The sequence below is a fragment of the Agrobacterium sp. CCNWLW155 genome (assembly GCF_036888815.1).
Classification (GTDB): Bacteria; Pseudomonadota; Alphaproteobacteria; order Rhizobiales; family Rhizobiaceae; genus Agrobacterium; species Agrobacterium radiobacter.
In genome coordinates this window covers 150094-174606 of the sequence record NZ_JBAKFW010000003.1, presented here as the reverse complement: position 1 = coordinate 174606, position 24513 = coordinate 150094, and the positions used below count along the sequence as shown (strand labels likewise).

General features: G+C 60.5%; 22 protein-coding genes and 1 riboswitch. Of the genes, 10 read left to right on the top strand and 12 right to left on the bottom strand.

The window, feature by feature from the left end; translation table 11 throughout:
* Positions 1-26 precede the first annotated feature (26 nt).
* The 6 genes from V6S97_RS13380 to V6S97_RS13355 form a co-directional block, all read right to left on the bottom strand.
* Positions 27-1022 (bottom strand): FecR family protein, encoded by a 996-nt coding sequence (locus tag V6S97_RS13380; RefSeq protein ID WP_112356247.1) that lies wholly within the window; start codon positions 1020-1022, stop codon positions 27-29.
* A 110-nt stretch (positions 1023-1132) separates the two neighbouring features.
* Positions 1133-1633, bottom strand: coding sequence for an RNA polymerase sigma factor (locus V6S97_RS13375; protein WP_003506803.1), 501 nt, complete (start codon positions 1631-1633; stop codon positions 1133-1135).
* 206 nt (positions 1634-1839) lie between these two features.
* Positions 1840-2592, bottom strand: a complete 753-nt coding sequence (locus tag V6S97_RS13370) for an ABC transporter ATP-binding protein (protein ID WP_003506804.1) — start codon at positions 2590-2592, stop codon at positions 1840-1842.
* Positions 2586-3653 (bottom strand): FecCD family ABC transporter permease, encoded by a 1068-nt coding sequence (locus V6S97_RS13365; protein WP_003506805.1) that lies wholly within the window; start codon positions 3651-3653, stop codon positions 2586-2588. The genes V6S97_RS13370 and V6S97_RS13365 overlap by 7 nt, the downstream gene beginning before the upstream one ends.
* Entirely contained in the window at positions 3650-4789 is a 1140-nt protein-coding gene (locus V6S97_RS13360; protein ID WP_112592540.1) for an ABC transporter substrate-binding protein, read from the bottom strand. Before V6S97_RS13360 ends, V6S97_RS13365 begins: the two co-directional genes overlap by 4 nt.
* Before the next feature lie 96 nt (positions 4790-4885).
* Entirely contained in the window at positions 4886-6019 is a 1134-nt protein-coding gene (locus tag V6S97_RS13355; protein ID WP_111817660.1) for an ABC transporter substrate-binding protein, read from the bottom strand.
* Positions 6020-6132: 113 nt separating this feature from the next.
* Here V6S97_RS13355 and V6S97_RS13350 point away from each other — a divergent pair, with 113 nt between their 5' ends.
* Positions 6133-6957 (top strand): class I SAM-dependent methyltransferase, encoded by an 825-nt coding sequence (locus V6S97_RS13350; RefSeq protein WP_112356245.1) that lies wholly within the window; start codon positions 6133-6135, stop codon positions 6955-6957.
* 39 nt (positions 6958-6996) lie between these two features.
* Here the strand turns inward: V6S97_RS13350 and V6S97_RS13345 are convergent, their stop codons facing one another.
* The 5 genes from V6S97_RS13345 to V6S97_RS13325 all read right to left on the bottom strand — a co-directional run bounded on the left by V6S97_RS13345 (position 6997) and on the right by V6S97_RS13325 (position 11637).
* The gene (locus tag V6S97_RS13345) at positions 6997-7476 is read right to left on the bottom strand and encodes a pseudoazurin (RefSeq protein WP_113075949.1); all 480 of its coding nucleotides are present in this window, start codon (positions 7474-7476) and stop codon (positions 6997-6999) included.
* Complete coding sequence (locus V6S97_RS13340) at positions 7473-8273, bottom strand: ABC transporter ATP-binding protein (protein WP_112356243.1); 801 nt, start codon at positions 8271-8273, stop codon at positions 7473-7475. Before V6S97_RS13340 ends, V6S97_RS13345 begins: the two co-directional genes overlap by 4 nt.
* Positions 8270-9298, bottom strand: a complete 1029-nt coding sequence (locus V6S97_RS13335) for a FecCD family ABC transporter permease (protein ID WP_112356242.1) — start codon at positions 9296-9298, stop codon at positions 8270-8272. Before V6S97_RS13335 ends, V6S97_RS13340 begins: the two co-directional genes overlap by 4 nt.
* On the bottom strand, positions 9295-10326 hold the full coding sequence (locus V6S97_RS13330; protein WP_113075950.1) for an ABC transporter substrate-binding protein: 1032 nt from the start codon (positions 10324-10326) through the stop codon (positions 9295-9297). Before V6S97_RS13330 ends, V6S97_RS13335 begins: the two co-directional genes overlap by 4 nt.
* A 158-nt stretch (positions 10327-10484) precedes the next feature.
* A riboswitch (cobalamin riboswitch) is annotated at positions 10485-10719 on the bottom strand.
* Positions 10720-10758: 39 nt separating this feature from the next.
* Positions 10759-11637 (bottom strand): GNAT family N-acetyltransferase, encoded by an 879-nt coding sequence (locus V6S97_RS13325; protein ID WP_080864845.1) that lies wholly within the window; start codon positions 11635-11637, stop codon positions 10759-10761.
* A gap of 203 nt (positions 11638-11840) precedes the next feature.
* Between V6S97_RS13325 and argE the strand changes: the two genes are divergently transcribed.
* The 9 genes from argE (at position 11841) to V6S97_RS13280 (ending at position 23024) form a co-directional block, all read left to right on the top strand.
* Complete coding sequence (gene argE, locus V6S97_RS13320) at positions 11841-12965, top strand: acetylornithine deacetylase (protein WP_113007565.1); 1125 nt, start codon at positions 11841-11843, stop codon at positions 12963-12965.
* Between the two features lie 23 nt (positions 12966-12988).
* On the top strand, positions 12989-13912 hold the full coding sequence (locus tag V6S97_RS13315; RefSeq protein WP_334427035.1) for a 2-hydroxyacid dehydrogenase: 924 nt from the start codon (positions 12989-12991) through the stop codon (positions 13910-13912).
* A gap of 26 nt (positions 13913-13938) precedes the next feature.
* Positions 13939-14295, top strand: a complete 357-nt coding sequence (locus V6S97_RS13310; protein WP_003524651.1) for a cupin domain-containing protein — start codon at positions 13939-13941, stop codon at positions 14293-14295.
* Positions 14292-14747: a GNAT family N-acetyltransferase gene (locus V6S97_RS13305; RefSeq protein ID WP_111817656.1), complete on the top strand. Its 456-nt coding sequence runs from the start codon at positions 14292-14294 to the stop codon at positions 14745-14747. The genes V6S97_RS13310 and V6S97_RS13305 overlap by 4 nt, the downstream gene beginning before the upstream one ends.
* Positions 14748-14875: 128 nt before the next feature.
* On the top strand, positions 14876-16918 hold the full coding sequence (locus V6S97_RS13300) for a hydantoinase/oxoprolinase family protein (RefSeq protein WP_113075951.1): 2043 nt from the start codon (positions 14876-14878) through the stop codon (positions 16916-16918).
* 3 nt (positions 16919-16921) lie between these two features.
* Positions 16922-18889, top strand: coding sequence for a hydantoinase B/oxoprolinase family protein (locus V6S97_RS13295; protein WP_113007569.1), 1968 nt, complete (start codon positions 16922-16924; stop codon positions 18887-18889).
* Between the two features lie 141 nt (positions 18890-19030).
* Entirely contained in the window at positions 19031-20494 is a 1464-nt protein-coding gene (locus tag V6S97_RS13290) for an aldehyde dehydrogenase family protein (protein WP_003506835.1), read from the top strand.
* Positions 20495-20507: 13 nt separating this feature from the next.
* Entirely contained in the window at positions 20508-21551 is a 1044-nt protein-coding gene (locus V6S97_RS13285; protein ID WP_111797135.1) for a tartrate dehydrogenase, read from the top strand.
* A gap of 15 nt (positions 21552-21566) precedes the next feature.
* Positions 21567-23024 (top strand): NAD-dependent succinate-semialdehyde dehydrogenase, encoded by a 1458-nt coding sequence (locus tag V6S97_RS13280; protein ID WP_113075952.1) that lies wholly within the window; start codon positions 21567-21569, stop codon positions 23022-23024.
* A gap of 208 nt (positions 23025-23232) precedes the next feature.
* Here the strand turns inward: V6S97_RS13280 and V6S97_RS13275 are convergent, their stop codons facing one another.
* The gene (locus V6S97_RS13275) at positions 23233-24507 is read right to left on the bottom strand and encodes an NAD(P)/FAD-dependent oxidoreductase (protein ID WP_111797133.1); all 1275 of its coding nucleotides are present in this window, start codon (positions 24505-24507) and stop codon (positions 23233-23235) included.
* Between the last annotated feature and the right edge of the window lie 6 nt (positions 24508-24513).

The following is a 24513-nucleotide window of genomic DNA, read 5'->3' as shown; positions in this document are numbered from 1 at the left end:
AATATGATTTTTTGTTTCGAAGTGTTTCAGAAACGGGTGATGATGCGGGCGCTGCCGCCGATCGCATGCACCTTGCCCTTGTAGGGTTCCACGAGCGCCTCCAGCGCGCGATCCGGGTCGCGCAGATCGTAAAAACCCGTCACCCTCTGTTCGGCAAGCCGCTTGTCGGCCATCGTCAGCCATGCCGGATGGTAGCGCTGGATCTGCTCCACGACCGAGCCTATCGTCGCATCGACCACGTAGAGTTCACCGTTGCGCCAGCCGCCAATATCCTCGACGGAAACAGTCTCTTTGCGGATCGCGCCGGAAGCATCGATGATCAGCATCTCGCCCGGCACGAGCCGCGTTGACGGCGCATTGCGGAAGGACGCTTCCACGGAACCATGCGCCAGCGCCACTTGCGTCACTCCATCCGTCAGGTCGACGTCAAAAGCCGTGCCCAGCACCTGAACGGTCAGGTTTTTTGCCTTCACGACAAAGGGACGGGTTTTGTCCGGCACGACATCGAAAAAAGCTTCACCCTTCAGCACCGTCACATTGCGACGGCCATCCATGAAATCCGTTGAAAGCGCGCTCGCCGCCGCAAGCTGCACCTTGCTGCCGTCTTCCAGCGTTATCGTGCGGTTTTCAGCGGTGGTGGTCTGATAATCAGCCTCCAGGCGAACGAAAAATGCTGGAACGAACAGCATCGCAAGACAGAGCGATGCCGCCGCTGCGGCCGCGCCGGCATAATGCCGCACGGACCAGCGCCGCCGCTGCGGCTTTGTCGCGGCCTCACCCGGCAGATGTGGCGCGTCTTCCCAGAGGCTCTTGAATTCCGGCTCTACCAGACCGAGATTCCGCCACGTCTTGCATGTTCGTTCCCAGGCGAGACGGTTTGCGGGCGCAGCCGCCAGCCATTTTTCAAATTCCGCCTTCAGCCGCGGTTCGGCTGAGCCCGACTGCAAACGCAGCAGCCAGTCGGCCGCCTCTTCCGCCTTCCCGGCCGGCAGTTCAATTTTTTTCTCTGGATCAATGGTCATTGAACCGGGCCAGTTCCTTTGGGGGGCGGAGGAGAAGCGTCGTCTTCTGCATTGCTATAAAGACGTTTGACGAAGAGTTTTTTTTCACAGGGCGGGACAATCAGGACAATTTACTTCATTTCTTTGGTAATCGCGGCAATGCTGCCCTTGATCAGACGGTGTGCGCTGGCCACGGACACGCCGAGGTGACGCGCAATCTCCTCCATATTGTAACCACCGAATCTGTGCATTTCCAATGCCACCCTTGCCTGAACCGGCAGGCCGGCCAAAATAGTCCGCATCTGCCGGACTTCGTCGCAGAAAAGCGCATGTTCCTCCGGTGTGCCACTGTCCTGCGGCATGCCCCAGAACGGCGTATCGTCCGGCCGTTCCCTCAGGTCCTGGCGGCTGCGCCTGATATTGTCGAGTGCAAGATTGCGAACGATGCGGAAGAGATAGGATTTGAGATTGGAAGGATTGCCGGAGGCCTCGGGAACGAATTTCAGGAATGCTTCCTGAACCACGTCCTCCGCATCCGCCCGCGACCCCAGAATGAGGGTGGCATATTTGATCAGGTCGACCCTATGCGCGACGTAAGCGTTATAACGCTTGTCATCTTCCCGTATGCCCATGTCTCAACCGAGAGAAATTTGAGGGATCGACCAAACCCGCCGTCCCCCGAATGGCCGCGCAGTTTTGCCGTTCAAAGCTCTAGCATCCAAACCGCGGCTCGAACAGATATTTCATGACTTTTATCATCAAGAATTTGTGCAGGCTGCGAATCCAAGCCCCCGTCGGCAAGCGGACCCGGCAACGGATGCGGCCGGGTCTTGACCGGTCAGATGGCCCCGTCGACGATGACCATGGGTCTGCCCTGCGAGCAGGGCTCGATACGGGCATCGATGCGATAGATATCGCGCAGCATTTCAGGGGTTATCACCGCTTCGGTACTGCCGCTCACCACCATTTCACCGCGCGCGATCACCATCGTATTTTCGCAATAACGAAGCGCATGGTTGAGGTCATGCAGGGCGATCAGCACGATCATGCCGGTCTTCTGCGCAAGATCGGTAACGAAGCCCAGAACTTCAATCTGCCGGTGGAGATCGAGCGCGGAGGTCGGCTCGTCCATCAACAACACTTCCGGCTTGCGGGCCAGCGCCTGCGCCAGCGAAACAAGCTGCCGCTGGCCGCCGGATAGCTCGCCGAGGCCGCGGAAAGCCAGATCGTGGATTTTCAGCGCCTTGAGAATGGCGTCGATCTCGAACAGCTCGTCATCGTGAACCCGCCAGCCGCCGCCCTGCTTGGCGGAAAGAAGCACGGATTCATAGACAGTCAGCACGGCGTTGGCACCGGTATCCTGCGGCATATAGCAGATGGCGCGGTTGCCACGCGCCGTGTCCGAGAGCTCGACCAGACCGGGACCAGAAATCAGGCTGGCGATGCGTTTGAAAAGCGTGGACTTGCCGGCGGCATTCGGGCCGATTACGGCCGTAACACTACCGCTTTCCAGCGTATCGATGCCGACCTTGGAGAGTACAGTGATGCGCCCATAGGCGGCGCCGACATCTCTCAGTGCGAGCGCTACCATGCGCGTCTCCTGTTGCCGAAAATAAGCGCGAAGAAGAAGGGTACGCCGACAAGCGCGGTGATGACACCGATCGGCAGGATCGCACCGGGAATGAGGATCTTGCTGATGACCGAGGTTGCCGACAGAAGCAGCGCGCCGCAGATCACCGAACCGGGCAGGAAGAAACGCTGGTCTTCGCCAACAACCATGCGGGCGATGTGCGGACCGACCAGCCCGACGAAACCGATGGTGCCGACAAAAGAAACCGGAATGGCCGCCAGAAGGCTGACCGTCAGCATGGTCGTCAACCGCAGTCGCCGGACATTGATGCCCATGCTGGCCGCCTTGTCGTCACCCAGCCTCAGCGCCGTCAGCGCCCAGGCATTGCGCATGAACATCGGCACGGTGACGAGGAGGATGGCAGCCGTGATATAGACCTTGTCCCAGGTCGCCTTGGTCAGGCTGCCCATGGTCCAGAAAACCACGGCGGCAAGCGCCTGTTCAGACGCCAGATATTCAAGCAGCGACAGCGCCGCATTGAAAGTGAACACCAGCGCGATGCCGAGCAGCACGATGGTTTCAACCGTCACTCCGCGAAGCGTCGAGGCGAAATGGATGAAGAGGGCCGCGACCATGGCCATGATGAAAGCATTGATCGGCACCATGTAATGCACCGCGCCCGGAAAGATCGCCACGCCGCCAACCAGCGCCAGCGCCGCACCAAAACTTGCCGCGGCGGAAATGCCGAGCGTGAAGGGGCTGGCAAGCGGGTTAGACAGGATGGTCTGCATCTGTGCGCCCGCAACCGAAAGCGACGCGCCGACAGTGACTGCCATCAGCGCGATCGGCATGCGGATATCCCAGATCACCACCCTGAGCTGGTTTCCGACGGCAGCCGGATCGGCAATGGTCGCCAGAACCTCGGAGAGCGTGTAGCGCGCCGGGCCGAGCGCCATGTCGGCGGCCATGCTGAAACACAGGGCGATAAAAAGCCCGAAGAGGATGATGATCCTGCGCGCGGCAAGGGCGCGATATTGATCGCGCCCACTGATGCCAACCGCGCTTTCATTCAGCGAACTCATTGGTTCAAACCTTTTTCCAGCGAGGCGAAATAGCCCGGCTTGTAGGTGACGGGAAGGAATTTGCGGTGAAACTCCTCAAAATTCTTTTCGGGATCGAGATCGGCGAAAAGATCGGGATGGAACCACTTGGCGAATTGCTGGATCGGGAAGAACTCGTAAGGCGCGCCATAGAACTGATGCCAGACGGCGTGGACATTGCCTTCCTTCACGGCCTTCAGTTCAGGAAACGGCGTGCGCTTCATCAGGTTGGCGAGCCTATCGCGGGAAAGGGTCATATCCGCGCCGCGGCCGACAGGAACGAACTGGTTGATGTCGGATTCGGCCGCCCAGTTGGAGCCTGTGACGATGACATGGTCCGGATCGGCAACGACGAGCTGCTCTGGATTGAGATCGCCGAACGTCGTCTTGATGATGCCGTCGGCAATATTGTGGCCGCCGGCAAGATCGACCATCGCACCGAAATTGACTGGCCCGAAAGTGCGGCAGCAATTGTTTTCGCCGGAAATGCCGGGCGCACGTTCGATGAAGACGTTCGGGCGCTTCAGGTCCTTGACGCTTGCTAGCCGATCGGTCACGCGGGCGATTTCAGCACGGCGGTAGGCAATGAATTCCCTCGCGCGCTCTTCGGCGCCAAACAGCTTGCCGAGAATCTCGACCGAGGCTTCGCTGTTCTTTTCAGGATCGATGCGGAAATCGAGATAGATGATCTTGATACCGGCGGCGGCGGCCTTTTCTTCGAAACCACTTTCCTTCGCGGACTTCTCCGCTTCCAGATTGAGGGTGATCACATCCGGCGAAAGGGTGATGGCGGTTTCCAGGCTGAAATCGCCCTGCGGCACATAACCGAAACGCGGCAGTTTCTCGATCTGCGGAAAACGCTCGACATAGGCGGCATAACTGTCGGGATCCTTCTTGAGAAGGTCGTCACGCCAGCCGACGATGGTATCAAAGGTCTGCTCGCCCTTGAGCGCCGCGATGACGTGCACCTGACGGGCTTCACCAACGATAACGCGCTTGGCTGGCAGGTCCAGCTCAACCTTGCGCCCGGTGACATCGGTGATTTCCCCGGCATGAGCCGTCACGGCGAGAAGGGAGAAGGCCAGCACCGCAAGATGCCTGAGAGCGTTGAGCCGCATGAGAAGTCCTCATTGAGTTCCAAAACAAAGCGATAAAGCCGCATGGCTGCGGCTTTATCCATCGGTCGGACGGCGCTCCCCTTCACCGTCCCTGTATTACTTGGCGTCCTTCAGCGAAACGAAGTAGCCGGGCTTGTAGTCGAGCGGCAGGAAGCGGGCATGCAGCTCCTTGAAGGTCGCCTCGGGGTCCAGATCCTTGAAGAGGTCGGGATGCAGCCACTTGGCGATCTCCTGAATGGCCACGAACTGATAGGGATTATTGTAGAACTGATGCCAGATGGCGTGGACATTGCCGTCCTTCACCGCCTGCACGCCGGTGAAAGCCGGACGCTTGGTGAGGTTTTCAAGCTTGCGATGGGCTTCCTTCAGATCCGCGCCATAACCGACGCCGACCCAGTTGCCGCCCGGAACATAACCGTTCCAGTTACCGCCGGTGATGATGACCTGCTCCGGGTTGGAGGCGATGATCTGTTCCGGATTGACGTTACCGAAGGTGCCGGGAATGATGTCCTTGGCCATGTTGATGCCGCCGGCAAGCTCCACCATCTTGCCGAAATTCTCGTTGCCGAAAGACATGCAGCAATCGTCGGAGTAACCGCCGGCGCGCTCCATGAACACGACAGGCTTCTTCGGATTGGCTTTTTCAAGCGTATCGGTGACCTTGGCGATGGAGTCGGCGCGGAACTTGATGAAGTCCTCGGCGATCTTTTCCTTGCCGGTCAGCTGGCCCATGAGGCGCATGCTCGGCTCGGTATTTTCCATCGGCTTTTCGCGGAAATCGACGTAAACAAGCGGAATGCCGACCTTGGCGAGTTTTTCGATGTAACCCGCTTCTTCGGTCGCCGTCTTGGCGTCGATATTCATCAGGATCACGTCAGGCTTCAGCGAAACGGCCTGCTCGATATCGAACGTGCCGTCCTTCATGCCGCCGAAAGTCGGCAGCTTGGCAATCTCGGGATATTTGGCGAGATAGGCGGCGTAGGTTTCCGGATCGGCTTTCGCCAGGTCGTCGCGCCAGCCAACGACGTGCTGGAAAGGGTTTTCCTTGTCGAGCGCAGCCAGGAAATAAATCTGGCGACCTTCGCCGAGGATGACGTGCGATACAGGCACATTGACCTCGACATCGCGGCCGGTCACATCCTTGACGGTGACCTTTTCGGCGAATGCCGGCCATGCGGCGGATACGAGAAGGCCAAGGGCAAGTGCCGCAGATTTGGCTGAAATGCGCATCGGATATTGCTCTCCAGTGTTGACTGGCGCGGCTGTATTATTTTCTGACTGTACTAGTCAACATTTATGTTTTAGAGCCATTCTTAACTGACCGGTACATGAGCTGAACACCGATGATCGATACTATCCAATATGGCAAAAACGACAGTCTGAGAGACGAAATCAAATCCTATTGGTCCGGCCGCGCCGCGACTTTCGACCTTTCGCCCGGGCATGAAATTTTCTCCGAAGACGAGCGTGAAGCCTGGCACGCGCTTATCCTGAAACATCTGGGCCGCGGAGAGGGCCGCAAGGCGCTTGATCTCGCCAGCGGCACCGGCGTCATCTCCCACCTCATGGACGATCTCGGTTTTCAGGTCACCGGCATGGACTGGTCGGAAACGATGCTGGCGCTCGCCCGGGAAAAGGCGAAAAGCCGTGGGCGCAACATCCGCTTTTTCGTCGGCGATGCCGAAAACACCATGGAGCCGGATGAAAGCGCCGACGTCATCATCACCCGCCATCTGGTCTGGACGCTGGTGGACCCGCAGGCAAGTTTTGCCGAATGGCTCCGCGTCTTGAAACCCGGCGGGCGGCTTCTGATCGTTGACGGCGATTTCGTGAATACCGGCTGGCGCGAAAAACTGGTGAAGAAGCTGGCGGCCAGCCTCGAAAATATCGGCCTCGTCAAACCGGACCAGCCGCACAAGCCGGCGGACCCGGAAAACACCTTCAACAGCATCCTCTCACGGGTCTATTTTTCGAACGGCGCAAGGGCCGGCGATGTCGCGGCGCTCTTGCGCACGACCGGTTTCGAACTCGTCTCGGTCGATCAGGAGCTTCAGGCCATTCACCGCGCCCAGGCGAAGAACTTCAGCCTGCTGAAAGGCATCCTGCGCGGACTGCAGCATCGTTATGCGGTATGTGCGGTGAAGCCGGATGTTACTGGCAAAAGCTGAGGCGGCATCAACCACCGCAGCTCAGCCTCCGACATCGTTCTATTTTTCCGCCTGCTCGAAAAGATCGTCGAACCGTGGTTTGGCGCGACCCGGCACGTCCACCGTCCTGTAGCTCTGCGGCAGGGTCGCATCGCCCACCTTGATCAGCATAACCATGCCCATGCCGTAATGCGGCGAGCATTTGATGCCGTAAAAGCCCGGTTTTTCGAACCCGGTCTCGAACTCGTCATTGAACCGGCTTTTGAACCCTTCGACACCGTCCGGAACCATGCCGTCAATGGTCGCGGCATTGTGGCTCTTGTGGGTGGGCACAAAGCGCACGCGGTCGCCGGGCGCGATTTCGAGAAAATCGGGCTCGAATACCATAGGTCCCTTTTCGCCCCGGTTCAGCATTTTCACCTCGAAAGTCTCGGCTACAGCCTGAAGCGGAAAGCCCATGACCGTCACGGCAATTGCGGCAGCGGCGTAAAACAGTCTGGTCTTTGCAGCGGCGTTCGCGAGCGTCGTCAATGTCATCATCGTGCCAATACTTTCCTTGGGTGCTCGGCCCGCCCATGGGCTGGCAGAAAACGAATATGAGAAAAGCCGCCCTCATCCGTGGTGACGACGCATTCCACTCCGAAAACCTCGGCTATTGTCGCCGGTGTCAGAACGTCCCGCGGCGGGCCGGCCGCGATCATCTCGCCCCGATGCATGATTGCGACGCGATCGCAGAACATGGCGGCGTGATTGAGATCGTGCAGCGCCGCAACGACGGTCAGGCCCTGCCGGCGCACCAGATCGAGCAGGCCGATCTGGTGGCCTATGTCGAGGTGATTGGTCGGTTCGTCCAGAAGCAGGATATGTGGCTCCTGCGTCAATGCGCGCGCGATATGCAGACGCTGGCGTTCGCCGCCGGAAAGATGATGCCAGTTGCGCTCCGCCTTGTCGGCCATGTCGACATTGGCAAGTGCCGCATCAACAATGGCGTCGTCATTCTGTGACCACGCGGAAAGCGGCCCGAGATAGGGCGTGCGTCCAAGCTCCACGGCCTGCCGTGCGGTGATGCGCTCGGTGGTTTCGGCCTGTTGCTCCACGAAGGCGAGCCGGCGGGCAAGATCGCGGCGTCCCAGCGAGGCAAGCGGCTCCTCGCCAAGCGTAACGTGCCCCCGGCGTGGTTTGCGAATTCCCGCCAGCATGGAAAGCAGCGTGCTCTTGCCGGAACCGTTCGGACCGATGATGCCCAGAAACTCCCCGGAACCGACATTGAGCGAAACGCCGCGCACGATATCGATATTGCCGGCATGGAAATGCAAATCATGGGCGGATAACTTCATGACCGCCCCCTTTTCTGCCCCAGAATGAAGGCGAAGGCGGGTGCGCCGACAAGCGCGGTGATGACGCCGATGGGCAACACCTGCCCCGGAATGACGATGCGCGAGAGAATATCCGCGACGATCATGAAGACCGCGCCGGTCAGTGCCGTTACCGGCAGCAAGATGCCATGGCGAACGCCGACGAAGATGCGCGCGGCATGGGGAATGACGAGCCCGACGAAACCGATGGAGCCGACCAGCGACACCATCGCGGCCGTCATGATTGCCGAAACCGAGATCAGCACCGCATAGACCCAGCGCACCGGAATGCCGAGTGAAGCGGCGGCTTGACCGCCGAAGGCAAAGGCATCCAGCGCCCGGGCATACCAGAGACACACAGCAAGACCCGCAAGGCTGACCGGCAGCGCCAGCCAGACATCCGGCCAGCGCACGCCCGAGAGGTTGCCGAGCAGCCAGAACATAATGCCGCGCGCCTGTTCCGCATTGGCGGATTTGGTGACGATGAAAGAGGTCATGGCGTTGAACAGCTGCGACCCGGCCACCCCCGCCAGAATGATGGCGCTGTTGCCATGTCCCGCCCGCACCGCGAGAAGGCTGACCAGAGAAAAGGCCACAAAAGCACCGATGAGCGCGCCGGCCGGCATCGTCAGGAAACCCGCGCCAAAACCCAGAAGCGCGACAGCGACGGCACCGGTGGAGGCGCCGGCGGAAATGCCGAGAATATAGGGATCGGCAAGCGGGTTGCGCAGAAGCGATTGCAGCACCGCCCCGGCGAGCGCCAGCGAAGCCCCGCAGCAGGCGGCGACAACGGCGCGGCTGAGGCGATAACTCCAGACAATGCCCTCATCCAGCGGCTCCAACGGATAACCCGCATGGAAAACACGGTTGGCGATGGTTTTCGCCACGACGTCAAAAGGAATGGCGGTCTCGCCGATGGCCGCTCCGGCCATCAGCGCGACGAGCAGCAGGGCGAGCGCGGCGAAAGCCAGTCCCACCCTGCCGAAATGGACGGAAAGACTGTTCACTTGGCGAGGCCGGCAGCCGAAATCGCTTCAGCCAGCGTTTCGATGCCTTCAATGGTGCGAATGGTCGGGTTCATCGCCTGCGCATCCATTTCGAACACATGACCTTGCTTGACGGCGGGCATGATGCTGGCCACGGGATCGCTGGCGAGGAACTTCAGCTTGACGGCGACATCGTCAGCCGGGAAGCGACGGCGGTCCATCTTGCCGGCGACGATGACGGACGGATTTGCCTTGGCGATGGTTTCCCAGCCGACGGTCGGCCATTCCTCATCGCTTTCGATGACATTCTTCAAGCCCAGTGCGGACATGATGTAACCGGGCGCGCCGTTGCGGCCGGCCACATAGGGGTCGATATCCAGCTCGGCGCTGGAGAACCAGAAGACGGCGGAAAGCTTGCCATTTGCCGAGGCGATCTTGGTGCGGGCGGCTTCCTCACGCTTCTTCAGATCGGCAACGACTTCCTCGCCGCGATCCTGCACGTTGAAGATTTTGGCGAGATCGCGGATTTCCTGATAGATCAGATCCATGGTGAAGCCGGTGTTGCGCACGCCGTCGCCACCGCCGGAATTATCCTTGCCGATGCAATCGGCAGGCGAGGTATAGACGGGAATGCCGAGTTCGGCGAATTGCACCGGCGTTCCGACGACGCCTTCAGGGCCGATCTGCCACTGGAACTGCGTCGTCACGAGGTCAGGCCTCTTGCCGACAACCGCCTCAAAGCTCGGATCATTATCGGCCAGTCGCTCGACCTTGGCATTGGCCTCCTCGTAGCCCTTCAGAACCGGGCCGATCCACAGCGCCGTGCCGACCACCTTGTCAGCAACCCCGAGCAGATAAAGAACCTCGGTCGTGCTCTGGCCGACGGATACGGTGCGGGCGGGAGCCTGCTTGAAGGTGATCTCCTGACCGCAGCTGTTGATCGTCAGGGGGTAAGTGGTTTCGGCAGCGTTAGCGTTGGCAAGAGGCAAAACCGCAAACGCGGCGGCCAGAAAGCCGGCATGGACCGGCAGGCGTCTAGAATGAAACATGTGTTCTCCAGTCGAAAGTAAAACTTATTCCAGAGCAGCAGGCGTCAGAACGCGCAGCAACAGCGGGACGTCTTGTACGGAGAACGACGACGGGACGCAAACCAAATGTTATGAAATAACATTACAATCTCCTCCTCCGGGCTTCCCCGCCCGTAACGATGGTTCATATTTTGACGGCAGGTCTCCTGGCTCACGGATTTGCGTCACTCATCTGCCTTCCCGCATTCCAGAGAATACAGTGGCATGACGCCTTGAAGCGTCACTGGGATGAACGACAATCCGCTTACAGTTGCGGGGGCAGCCACGGCATTGGGCGAAAAAGATCGCCCGCACCATGTTCCCTATTAATCCCTTCGCCTTTCGGCTGCAGGAACCGTCGCTTTCTCACATAAGGGGCAACGGGCGGGGCGTCAATTGCGATAGTGCCGCACCTCAGCACAAAGACGGGCCAGCCAGGGCGAAAATCATTGCGGAACCAGAGCCAGCCGGTTGCGGCACGTTTTTCGACATGGTGGTAAGCGTTTCGATCACCACCAGGCCGGATTGCGTCAGAAAGTCGGTCAGAAGACCACTGTCACGCACGGCATCGAGACGGACGAGCTGATCGTCCAGATCGGAAAAATGCCGCCTGACCAGCGCAATGGCCTGCGTTTCCTCACCCGCAACGACCGGGCCGACAATATGGCCCCGTCCCGCTGCGCGCCGCAATGCAAAGGCCACGAGACGATCCGCCTCGAACAGGCCATAACCCTTATTTTCCCGCAGGAGACGCTGCAGGACGCGCTGGCGCGAGACACCGAAAGCCGCCTGATCCAGATCCGCAACAGCGGACAAATGGTCCCCCGAAAGCGGCTCGATCCTCTGTTTTCTTCCGAGCGTCGGCATCTCGGCAGGGCAGCGCGCCTTGCCACGAAGGAGATGTACTTTTTCCGCATCTCCGGCAAAACCCAGCCGGGCAAAAAGCCGCCGTGACGCTTCCGTAGCGTTCAGCCGCAGTGCAGCGTCAGGGTAATCTGCCATGAGTTGCCGCACCAACCATGGTGCGACGCCCTGTCCCTGCAAACGGGGGGAAACGATGACCATGCCGACCGTTGCGAAACCTTCATCATAAGGAAACAGCATGGCGGTTGCGACAACGCGGTCGATTTCGTCAAGCGCGGCAAGGCCGATGCCACATTGACGCAGGAAACACCATTCATTCGCGTGGTATCGCCATCCGACAGCCATGGAGAGGGCATGCAGATGATCGGCCTCCACATCGGCGATATCCACGGTTCGCAACTCGAAACTATCGACCTTGAGCAGCTCCATGACAAACGGCTCTCATTCCCTCCGGCGCGGAACCTTGATCCCGGCAGCCCAGCCCACGACATCCGAAGATAACCAGCCTTGCCGGCAGGAATTTTCCGAAAGCGCTGGAAAGACACAACAATCTACCGAAAACACCCCTATTTCAGCAGATAAACGCCGCCGGCCACTCTAAGCTTTTCGACGTTGAAGCGGCGGAGACAGCCATGAACGCAATCGAAATTCTGGAGCGTCTTGTCGGCTTCCCATCGGTCGTCGGAACCGCCAATGGCGATATCGCCGGGTGGATCGCCGATTATCTGGATAGTCACGGCGCGAAAGTATCGCTGCTTGCCGGTCCCGAGGGCGACCGCGCCAATCTCTTCGCCAGCTTCGGGCCGACAGATACCAGCGGATACATCCTGTCCGGCCATATGGATGTGGTGCCTGCCGGTGAGCCGGAATGGTCCTCCGATCCCTTCACCCTGAGAGCGGAAGGCGAGCGTCTTTACGGACGCGGAACCACCGACATGAAGGGATTTCTGGCCACGGTTCTCGCCGCGGCACCGGCATTTTCGCGCATGGCGCTGAATCGCCCCATTCATATTGCCTTTTCCTATGACGAAGAGGCGGGCTGCCGCGGCGTCCCGCACCTCATTGCCCGATTGCCGGAACTATGCGCAAAACCGGCGGGCGCGATCATCGGCGAACCGAGCAATCTGCGTGCCGTGCGCGCCCACAAGGGCAAGGCCGCTGCACGCATCACCATTCGCGGCCGCTCCGGCCATTCCTCGCGGCCGGATCAGGGCGTGAACGCCATCCATTTGATCACCGGCATCATGGCGAAGGCTGTCGAGACCGCACAGGCCCTGACGCAAGGCCCCTTCGAGGCGACATTCGAGCCACCCTATTCCTCCCTGCAGATCGGCACGGTGAAAGGCGGACAGGCGATCAACATCATTCCCGATCTCTGCGCCATCGAACTGGAAGCACGAGCAATTGCCGGTGTGTCGCCGCTCGCCCTGCTCCAGCCGGTGCGTGACGGCGTCGAAGCGCTCGCCGCTGAGGGCATCGACATAGAATGGGCACCGATGAGCGATTATCCGGCGATGTCCCTCGCCGCCGATGCGCTGCTCGTGAAGCTTCTGGAGGAATTGACCGGCGCGCCCTGCATCGCCGCCGTCAGCTACGGCACGGAGGCCGGGCTTTTTCAGGCGGCCGGCATCGACGCCATCATCTGTGGTCCGGGCGATATCGGCCGCGCCCACAAGCCGGACGAATTCATAACGGCCGGCGAACTTTCGGCCTGCCAGTCAATGCTGGAAACACTGGCGAACCGCTGCACGGTTTAAACCTTCGGAACCACGGATATCAGATGACGTTTTTCTTCAATTCCGACGCGAAGCGCGGCGAGATTTTCCGGCAGGCCCTGGCCCGCGACTTGCCGGAGCTGCCCTTCTCGATGGATGCCGACAGCGTTGATGCCGATGCGGTTCGATACCTCATCACCTGGACCGTGCCTGATGATATCGGCCGCTACCGCAATCTCGAAATCCTGTTTTCCATCGGTGCGGGTGTCGATCAGTCCCACATCGATGCGGTCCCTGCGCATGTGAAGGTCGTGCGCATGGTGGATGAAGGCATCATCCGCATGATGCAGGAATATGTAAGCCTTGGCGTGCTGGCGCTTCACCGCAACCTGCCGGTCTATTTAAAACAGCAGCGCCAGCAACTCTGGAAGGCTTTGCCGCAACGTCAGGCGGAAGAGTGCCGCGTGGGCGTTCTCGGCCTCGGCATGCTGGGTGTTGCGGCGCTGGAGCGGCTGAAACCCTTCGGTTTTCCACTTTCCGGCTGGAGCCGTTCCCCGCGCGCGATCGACGGCGTCACCTGCCATCACGGCGAAGCCGGATTGGCCGCCATCCTCTCGACAAGCGATATTCTCGTCTGCCTGCTGCCGCTGACCGAAGAGACCGTGGGGCTTCTGAACGACGAACGTCTGGCAATGCTTCCAGAAGGCGCTGGCCTCGTGCACGCCGGGCGCGGCAGGCAGCTCGACCACGACGCCCTCGTCGATGCGCTGGATAATGGCAGGCTCTCGGGCGCGGTGATCGACGTCACCGAACCCGAACCTCTGCCGGAAGAGCATCGTTTCTGGACCCATCCGAAAATTCTCCTGACACCGCATATCGCCAGCGTCACCCAGCCGCATTCGGCAGCACGCACCGTTGTCGAGAACATCAAACGATACCAGTCCGGCCTCGAGCCGCTCGGCCTCGTCGACCGCAACCGCGGATATTGATCATACCGTTCCAGGAAAGGACACCCATGCCGCTTCTCAAGACCATCGACACCCATCCCGCCTTCGAACCGAAAGCTTCCAAGGCCCTGCCGGAACGCCTCATCTCCGGCGATCCCTCCTTCAAGACCTGGCCGCTGGACGAAGCCCGCAACGGCACCGTCCACACCGGCATCTGGGAAGCGACGCCGGGCGAAAGCCGTTCGATCAAGGGCGAAACCTTCGAATTCTGCCATATTCTCGAAGGCGTCATCGAAATCACGCCGGAAGGCGGCGCACCGCTGCGTTATACGGCGGGCGACAGTTTCGTCATGAAGCCGGGCTTCGTCGGCGTATGGAAAACCATTGAAACCGTCCGCAAGATCTATGTTACGGTGAACGGATGAACTGGGAACCGGCCATTTTCGAAATCACCCGCGACGGCTACGTGCTGAGCACTGATCCGGCGCGTGTGGATTTCGATCTGGTCCATGGTTTTCTCGCCCGCGATTCCTACTGGGCGCAGGGAATGACCGCCGACCGGCTGAAGCGGGCGCTTTCGCATTCGCTGCCGGTCGGCGTCTACGCCCCCGATGGTTCCATGGCCGCCTTCGCCCGTCTGGTGACGGACTATGCCGTTTTCGGCTATCTGCGCGATGTCTTCACGGTGGAGGATCATCGCGGTCGCGGCCTTGCTTCCTGGATCGCCACCGAGATACGCAGGCATCCGGAGCTCTCAACGGTATCAAGCTGGATGCTCGCGACCCGCGACGCCCATGGCGTCTATGAAAAGGCCGGCTATCGAGCCGCACCGCATCCCGAATATTACATGACGGTGCCAAAACCCGGCGAAGGCTGATCAGCCTGACTTGCACGTCATGTCGGCCATCATCATAACCTGGAGCTATGACCCTTGCCCCATAAATGCTTGGCCCTTTTCCGGTCCCGATGACAGCATCATCAGGACTGGAAAAGGAGACGGAAGAGATGGGATATCGCATTGGCGTTGATGTGGGCGGGTCATTTACGGATTTTGCCGTGTTTGACGATGGGACCGGCTCGCTTTCCACCCTGAAGGTGTTTTCCCGCCCCGATGCGCCGGGAGAAGAAATCCTTCTCGCGCTCGATACGCTGAAAAAGCGCGACGGCATCGAAGCGAAGGACGTTTCCTATTTCACCCATGGAACCACCGTCGGTGTCAACACGGTGATCCAGCGCAACGGCCAGAACGTCGCCCTGTTCACCACGGAAAATTTCGAGGACGTGCTTGATGTTGCACGCCTGAAAATCCCGCAGATCCACAATCTCTATTCCGTGCGGCCGGAACCGCTCATCCCGCGTGAACGGGTTTTCGGCATAGCCGAACGCATGCTGGCGACCGGCGAGATAAAGCTCACGCCGAACGAAGAGAATGTGGCGAAGGCTGTCGCCGGAGCAATTGCAGCCGGTTGCGACGGCATCGTTCTCGCCTTCCTGCATTCCTACCGTAACCCCGAAAACGAACGGGCCGTGAAGGCGATGATCGAGCGCATCGCACCGCAATTGCCAGTGGTCTCCTCTGCCGAGACATGGCCGATCATCCGCGAATATGAGCGCACAGTCACCGCCGTCATCAGTGGTTATGTCCAGCCGCGCGTCGCACATTACCTCGATCGTTTTGAAACGGTGCTGCGCAGGCAAGGCATTGCCTGCCCGCTGCTCATCACCAAGACCAATGGCGGCGTCATGGGCATCGATCAGGCGCGGCGCGAATGTGTGCAGATGATCCTGTCGGGCACCGCCTCCGGCGTCATCGGCGCGGGTTATCTGGCGAAGGCCAGCGGCTTTGAGCGGGTGATGAGCCTGGACATTGGCGGCACCAGCGCCGATGTGGCCGTTATCCTTGATGGCGAGGCCCAATATGGGGTCGGTGAGCTGATCGGCGATTTCCAGATTCATGTTCCCTCCGTTTCCGTCAGTTCCGTTGGCCAGGGCGGCGGCTCGGTCGCGTGGGTGGATAGTCTCGGCCTGTTGCAGGTCGGACCGGAAAGTGCCGGTTCGACGCCGGGGCCTGCCTGTTACGGACGCGGCGGCGACCGCCCGACAATCACGGACGCCATGGCGGCCGCCAATCTCATCGGCCACATGCCGCTCGGTTATGGCGCAGTGACCGTCGATCACGCCGCAGCGCGCGCCGCCCTCTTGCCGCTTGCCGAAAAACTCGGCCTTTCCGTCGAGGCGCTCGCCGGCAACATCGTCGATATCGCCGTCTCGGGCATGTATGCGGAGGTGAACGCCCTGACCTCCCGCTTCGCCATCGACCCGCGCGAATTTCACCTCTTCGCTTTCGGCGGCGCGGGCGCGATGCTCGCCTGTTTCCTTGCCCGCGAACTGGATATGAAAGGTGTGGTGGTGCCGCCCACCCCCGGTGTCGTTTCCGCGCTCGGCGGCCTGATTGCCGATCTCAAGAATGATTTCATCCGCACCACCTATTGCGAGGTGGACGACAGGGCGGCCTCTGATCTCGCCCCCCTTCTCACCGAAATGCAGGAGACCGGCCGCAACTGGCTGAAGGAACAGGGTTTTAACGGTGATTGCGACATGCGGCTTTCCGCCGACATGCGCTATCGCGGCCAGTCCTACGAAATCGAAACCACGCTGCAGCCGGAATGGCTGGGCAGAGGCGACGCCGGCGCGATCAACAAGGCTTTCCACGAAGAACATGCCCGTCTTTATGGCCATTCCGATGAACGGGCGGCCGCACAAATGGTCAACCTCAGGCTCGTCGTTTCCGGCCAAACACCGAAGCCCCCTCTTCGGGAGACAGGCATGGCCACCGGTCCCGCTAAACCGCGCTTCCACGCGAAAGGCTGGTTTGGTGGCACGGAACACGACATGGCTATCTATCATCGTGCCGATCTGGCGGCCGGACACGATTTCGATGGTCCCGCCATCATCCTTCAGGACGACACCACCACCGTGGTGCCGCCCGACTTCTCCGTCCATGTGGATCGTTTCGGCAATCTCGTCATTACCAAGAGGGAGTTTTGATCCATGGCCATCGATCGCCGCAATCTCAAGGTGCTTGCCAATTTCTGTTCGGCCGCCGCCGACGCCATGGCCTTTACGCTGATGCGCACCGCCCATTCCGCCTTCGTCAAGGAAACCGAGGATTTTTCCTGCCAGGTGGTGACGCGCGAGGGGCTTGCCTTCGCCAATCCCCGGCAATTCGGCGCGCCCTGGTATAGCGGCATCGATTACGCGCCGCTGATTTCCATGTTCGAGGAGTATGAAGACGGCGATATCTGCATCACCAACGATCCCTATAGCGGTTTCGTCGCCACCCACTCGCCGGATATCCACATCTGGAAACCGGTCTTCCACGAGGGCAAAATCGCCTGTTTCGTGGTCGGGCACATTCACAATACCGACGTCGGCGGCGCGGTTCCCGCCTCATTGTCCCGCTCGCTTTCCGAAATTGAGCAGGAAGGCCTGCGCATCCCGCCAGTCAAGCTCGTTCGCAAAGGCAGGCTCGACCCCTTCATCATCGACATGATGAAGGCCAATGTCCGCATGCCGGAACAGAATATCGGCGACCTCCACGCCCAGATCGCCTCCGTCAACATCGGCGAACGCAAGATGCAGGAGATCGTTGCCCGTTTCGGCTTTGATGATTTTCTGGACGGTGTGCGCCAGATTTTCGACTATGCGGAAGAGCAGACCCGGCAAATCCTCACCAGGGTTCCCGATGGCGATTACTTCTTTGCCGACTATGCCGACGAGGATTCCGTTGGCGGCCGGCCATGCCGCGTGGCGCTGACGCTGAAAATCCGCGGCGGCGAGGCGGTTCTCGACTATACCGGCAGCGATCCGCAGCTCGGCTCGTCGCTGAATATGCCAACCGGCGGTCGCGAGCGACATTCACTCGTCATGGTCGGCCTGACCTATGTGCTTTATACGCTCGATAACAGCCTGCTTCTGAACGCCGGGACCCTGTGCCCGGTACGGGCCGTGCTGCCGGAAGGCACGATCGTCAATTGTCAACGCCCGGCCGCTGTCGGCATGCGCTCACTCACCTGCGCCATGACCCAGATCGTCACCATCGGCGCTTTCGCAAAGGCCCTGCCCGAGCTTATTCCCGCTGCCTCCCCCGGCGGAAACGCCATCATGAACATCAAGACCAGCGACCGGAGCGGCCGCCCGGTCATGGCCTCCATCGGCCCGGTTGGCGGCGGTGGCGGCGGTACGCCCTTCTGCGACGGCAGCGACGGCGCGGGCGGCGCCACCGGCTTTCTGCGCAACACGCCGATCGAAATCAGCGAAGCGGAGGTGCCGATCCTCTTCCGTCGTTATGGGTTGCAACGCGATACCGGCGGGGCAGGCCATTTTCGCGGCGGGCTTTCGGCCATCATGGAGTTTGAAATATCCTCGCCGGAAACGGTGGTCACGGCACGCAACCGCAATCGCTCGCTGATGGCAAGCTGGGGCGTCAATGGTGCGGGCCCGGGGCTGATTTCCCGCTTCCTCCGCAATCCCGATACGGAGGGCGAAATCTCGCTCGGCAATACCGACATCGTCCATTGCGGCCCGGGCGATGTCATTCGTGTCATCGGACCGGGAGCCGGCGGTTACGGCGACCCCTTCACCCGCCCGCAACAGGCCGTGCTTCGCGATGTGCGGCGCGGCGCAGTGTCGGCAGAAAATGCTGCAAGACACTACGGGGTCGCGCTCATCGGCGATGAGATCGATGAAGAAGCGACGGCCGCCCTGCGCTCCACACCGCGCCGAAAGACGGACGATATCATCAGTTATGGACCGGAGCGGCTCGCCTTCGAGGCGGTCTGGACCCGGGAACGTTATGACCTGTTGACTCAATTTCTGCAAAAATCGCCCGTGGGATGGCGTTTCTTCCTGAAACACCGGGTGTTTGAAGCAGTCGAAAACGAAGGCGACGATCCCCGGCCTCTTTGCGAGCGGATGGCCGGGATTTTCGACCGGATAAGTGCACGCTACGGCGTTTGACCGGCGGCCTGCCTTCGCCGCCGAAGATTGCGCTGTCTGCCGGTGGCAAAACAGGATTTTCATTCACCGCCCACGCCGCAGTCGGTCGATGCTGCTTGCCGTCAGGGATTAGCGTTGGGGCATATCCAGAGAGGATTCCACATGACGCTCAGCTTCGATCCAGACAGCTTGTCCCTGCCGATCGGCCACTTCATCGGCGACCGGCTGATTACGGCGGCAAACGGCATCGACATGCATCGCCCATCCGATGGCGTTGGATATGCCGGTTGTCCCAAGGCGGATGCAGCGCTGGTCGATGAAGCGGTGCAGACTGCCAAGGCTGCGTTGAAGAGCAGCAACTGGGGCGGCGTGCGCCCGCGTGAGCGTACAAAGGTCTTGCAGCGCTGGGCCGACCTGATCGAACAGGAAGCCGAGACGCTGGCGAAAATCGAAGCGCTCTCCTCGACGCGGCCCGTGGGCCAGCTGATCGCCGGCGATATCGCCGTCACCGCCGAGCAAATCCGTTTCTTCGCCGAATTCGCAGACAAAGAAGGCGGCGATCTGGTGCCGACCGACGATGCGAGCCTCGGCATGATCATGACCGAACCCTATGGTGTCGTCGGCGCCATCACGCCATGGAATTTCCCCGTCTCCATGGCGGGCTGGAAGCTCGGCCCGGCGCTTGCCGCCGGCAATGCCGTGGTGCTGAAACCCTCGGAAATGACGCCCTTCTCCAGCATTTTTATGGCACAGCTGGCGATCAAGGCGGGGCTCCCCGCCGGTCTCATCAATATCGTACTGGGTGACGGGCCTGTGACGGGCAATGCCATCACCGGGCACCCTGATATCTCCAAGGTCAGCTTCACCGGCTCCACAGCCGCGGGCGCCGCCATCATGGCCAATATCGCCCGCACCGGCATCAAGCCCATGACGCTGGAGCTCGGCGGCAAGAGCCCGCAACTGGTCTTTGCCGATGCCGATATCGAAAAAGCGGCGGCGGCAATCGCCGGCAATATTCTCTCCAATGCCGGGCAGGCCTGCGTGGCCGGTTCCCGCATCATCGTTGAAGAAAGTGCGGCAGATGCCCTTTCCGCTGCGATCATCGCCCGCATGAAGGCGGTGAAGCCCGGCCCGACATGGGACGAGGCGTCGCAATATTCGCCTATTATCTCCGAAGTGCAGCGCAAGCGCATCGACGGCATCGTTCAGGCCGCCGTCGCTCATGGAGGCGAATGCCTGACAGGCGGTGCGAACATGGACGGCCCCGGCTATTTCTACCAGCCGACACTGATCGCCAATGTCGACCAGACATCGCCCGCCGTCACCGAAGAAATCTTCGGACCGGTGCTGACGCTGCAGACCTTCCGGACGGAAGAAGAGGCTCTGGCGCTTTCCGATCATCCGACTTACGGTCTGGCGGCGGGTCTTTTCAGCCGTGATGTCTCGCGTGTCTTGCGTCTATCGCGCGCCATTCAGGCCGGAACGATCTGGGTCAACCGTTACGGCCGCTCCCGCGACCACATATTGCCGACAGGCGGTTACAAACGCTCCGGCATCGGCAAGGATCTCGGACGGGAGGCCTATCTCGCCAACCGCAAGAGCAAAAGCGTCCTGATTGGACTGTAACAGGGGAATTCTCTTGAAAACGCATCGCATCGCACTCATTCCCGGAGACGGCATCGGCAAAAGCGTAACTGATGCCGCGTGGCAGGTGCTCAACGCCGCCGCCCAAACCTCCGGTTTTGCACTTGAAGGCACGGAATTCCCCTGGTCCTGCGCCTTCTACAAGGAAACCGGCGCGATGATGCCGAAGGACGGTATCGAAACCCTGCGCGGCTTCGATGCCATTCTGCTCGGCGCAGTCGGCTGGCCGGCGGAAGTGCCGGACTCAGTCTCGCTGCACGGCCTGCTGCTGCCGATCCGCAAGGCCTTCGTGCAATATGCCAATATCCGCCCTCACCGGCTTCTGCCCGGCGTGCAGGGCCCGTTGAAAGCCGATGGATTCGACATTCTCTGCATCCGCGAAAACACGGAAGGCGAATATTCCGGCGCGGGCGGCCGCGTGCATCAGGGCACCGATGATGAAGTTGCGGTCGAAACCTCGATCTTCACCCGCAAGGGCGTGGAGCGCATTTTGCGTTTCGGCTTCGAGCAGGCGCAGAAGCGTCGCGGCAAGCTCGCTTCCATTACCAAGTCCAATGCCCAGAAATATTCGATGGTCTTCTGGGACGAGGTGACACACAAGCTCGCTGCCGAATATCCCGATGTCGAAGTTTCCAGCTATCACATCGACGCCATGGCGGCACGCATGGTGATGGCCCCGGAAAGCCTTGATGTCGTGGTCGCCTCCAACCTCTTCGGCGACATTCTGACCGATCTCGGCGCGGCCATTCAGGGCGGTCTTGGTTTTGCCGCTTCCGCCAATATCAACCCTGACCGCAGCGCGCCTTCCATGTTCGAGCCGGTGCATGGTTCGGCCCCCGATATCGCCCATCTCGGCATAGCCAACCCCATTGCCGCCATCTGGTCCGGCGCGATGATGCTCGAGCATCTCGGCGAAAAAGATGCAGCAGTGCGCATCATGACGGCGCTGGAAAAGGCGACCGGCCGGGGTATCGGCACGGTGCCGGGTAAGGACAAGACAGACGCCATCACCGCCGCGATTCTTGCGGCACTCGACTGATTTCGGAGAATTATGATGCAGGGCTTGAAGGACAAAGAACTCTTTCGCCAGACGGGCTTGATCGGCGGCGCATGGAAGACGGCAGCGTCGGGCAAGGCGGTCGATGTCATCGATCCCGCGACACAGGCCGTGATCGGCACCGTTCCCGATATGGGGAGCGCGGAAACGCGCGCGGCCATCGACGCAGCCAACGCCGCCTTCAGCCCGTGGAAGAAGAAGACCCATGCGGAGCGTGCGGCACTTCTCGAAAAATGGTTCGCGCTGATGATCGAGCATATAGACGATCTCGGCCTGATCCTGACCACGGAACAGGGCAAGCCGCTCGAGGAGGCAAAGGGCGAAATCCGCTATGGCGCATCCTTCGTCAAATGGTTTGCAGAAGAGGCGCGTCGCATCGGCGGCGGCACCATTCCGTCACCGACGCCGGACCGGCGCATCGTGGTGCTGAAGGAGCCTGTCGGCGTTTGCGGCATCATCACGCCATGGAACTTCCCGAACGCCATGATCACCCGCAAGGTCGCGCCCGCACTCGCGGCCGGCTGCACCGTGGTCATCAAGCCATCGGAATTCACACCCTATTCCGCCCTGGCGCTCGGCGTACTCGCCGAACGAGCCGGCATTCCCGCAGGTGTCATCAACATCGTCACCGGCATGCCGACGGAAATCGGCAACGAAATCATGGCGAACGAGACGGTGCGCAAGATTTCCTTCACCGGCTCCACCCGCGTCGGTTCGCTTTTGATGCGTGGCGCCGCCGACAGCATAAAACGACTGTCGCTGGAACTGGGCGGCAATGCGCCCTTCATCGTTTTCAACGATGCCGATCTCGATCTCGCCATTGAAGGCGCCCTCATTTCGAAATTCCGCAATGGCGGCCAGACCTGCGTCTGCGCCAACCGCATTCTCGTCCAGTCTGGTGTTTACGACGCCTTCGCGAAAAAACTGGCGGATCGCGTCGATGCCATGCGGGTCGGCCCCGGCACGGAAGCGGGGGTCTCCATCGGCCCGATGATCAACGAGCCGGCCATCGCCAAGATCCGCGCCCATATCGACGACGCTATTTCGAAGGGCGCGACGATCATCACCAAGCCGCGCAATCTGCCGGAAGGTCCGCAATATACGGCACCGGTGGTGCTGACGGACGCCACGACCGGCATGCTTCTGGCAAGCGAAGAGACCTTCGGGCCCGTCGCACCGCTCTTCCGCTTCGAGACGGAAGAAGAAGCACTCGCCATCGCCAATGGCACGCCCTTCGGCCTCGCCGCCTATTTCTATACCGAGAGCCTCAAGCGCGCCTGGCGTGTGGGCGAAGCGCTGGAATTCGGCATGGTCGGCCTCAATACCGGCCTCATCTCCACCGAAGTCGCCCCCTTCGGCGGCGTCAAGCAATCCGGCCTCGGCCGCGAGGGCGCGCAGGTCGGTATCGAGGAATATCTGGAGATCAAGACCTTCCATATCGGTGGGCTCGCTTGAGCCTTTTTCTCATCCCCGCCTAAAGGGCCGCTCTGCGGCCCTTCTTTTTTGAAGCGTGGGATTGAAAAAGCGGCAGCATTTACACGCCGTCACCCCGGACACAGTCCGGATTCAGTGCGATCAAGTCATTGATCGCAAGAAATTCTTTCACCGCGTTGTGGCTGGATGCCGGATCAAGTCCGGCATGACGGAAGAACTAACAGCCCTTCTACTGAATCTTATCCAGCATCTTATAATAGAATCCCACCAGCGGCAGGAACCAGGGCTTGCCGAAATGACCCGGCACCGCCGGCCAGTCCAGCCCCTTCAGCGGATTGTTGTCCGGCCGCCCGAGAATGGCGTCGGCCATGATCATGCCGAGATGGGTGGAAAGCTGCGCACCGTGGCCGGAATAGCCCATGGCGTACCAGACGCCGTCATGGAAACCTGCGCGCGGATAACGATCCTTGGTCATGTCAACCAGTCCGCCCCAGCAATAATCGATCGGCACATGGGCAAGCTGCGGGAAAATGCGATGCAGGCTTTCCGTCAGGATCGCACCGCTTTTGGAGTCCGAACGCTGATCCGAAGTTGCGGAAAAACGGGCGCGGCCACCAAAGATCAGCCGGTTGTCAGGCGAGAGCCGGAAATAATTGCCAATATTCATGGAGTTGACATAGGTGCGGTTGCCGGGAACCGAAGCCTTGATTTCGGCATCCGTCAGCGGCCGCGTGGCGATGATGAAACTGCCGACCGCGATGATGCGGCGGCGGAAATAACCGAAGCCGGAGGGTGTGTAAGCCCCGGTAGCAACAAGCACATTGTTGGCCGTGACCTTGCCACGGGCAGTTTCCAGCTCATGGAGCTTGCCGTTCTGGATGTGTTTCGTCACCGCCGCTTTTTCGAAGATCACCGCGCCATGGCGGCTGGCGGCTTCGGCAAGGCCGGCCACATAGCGGCCCATATGCATCATTGCGCTTTTCTTCGAGAGCATGGCGCCATAAAAGGGCGAGCCGATTTCCGCCTCGAGATCAGCAGCCGACAAGAGAGCCGTATCGGGATCAACCTCGGCATGCAACGCCTCGAAATTCCTTGCCAGACCTTCGAAATGCTGCGGCTTGGAAGCGAGCTTCAGCTTGCCGGAACGGCGGAAATTGCAATCAATCCCCTCCTCCGCGATCAGTGCTTCCAGCGTGTCGACTGAATCGTCCAGCGCCTTGTAGAGGGCGATCGCGCGTTCCTTGCCCAGTTCCGCCTTGGCGGAGAGATAGGAATGGGCAAGGCCATTGTTGAGGTGCCCGCCATTGCGGCCAGAGGCGCCCCAACCGACCCGCTCCCCTTCGAGAACGACCACCCGCGCGCCCGCCTTGGCCAGCTGGCGCGCGGCCCCGAGACCGGTGAAGCCGCCGCCGATGACGGCGACATCATAATGACCTTCGACGGGACCTTGCGCGGCACCTGAAAATTGCGGCGCGGTATCGTGCCAATAGGAGACGAACTTCATGGTCCC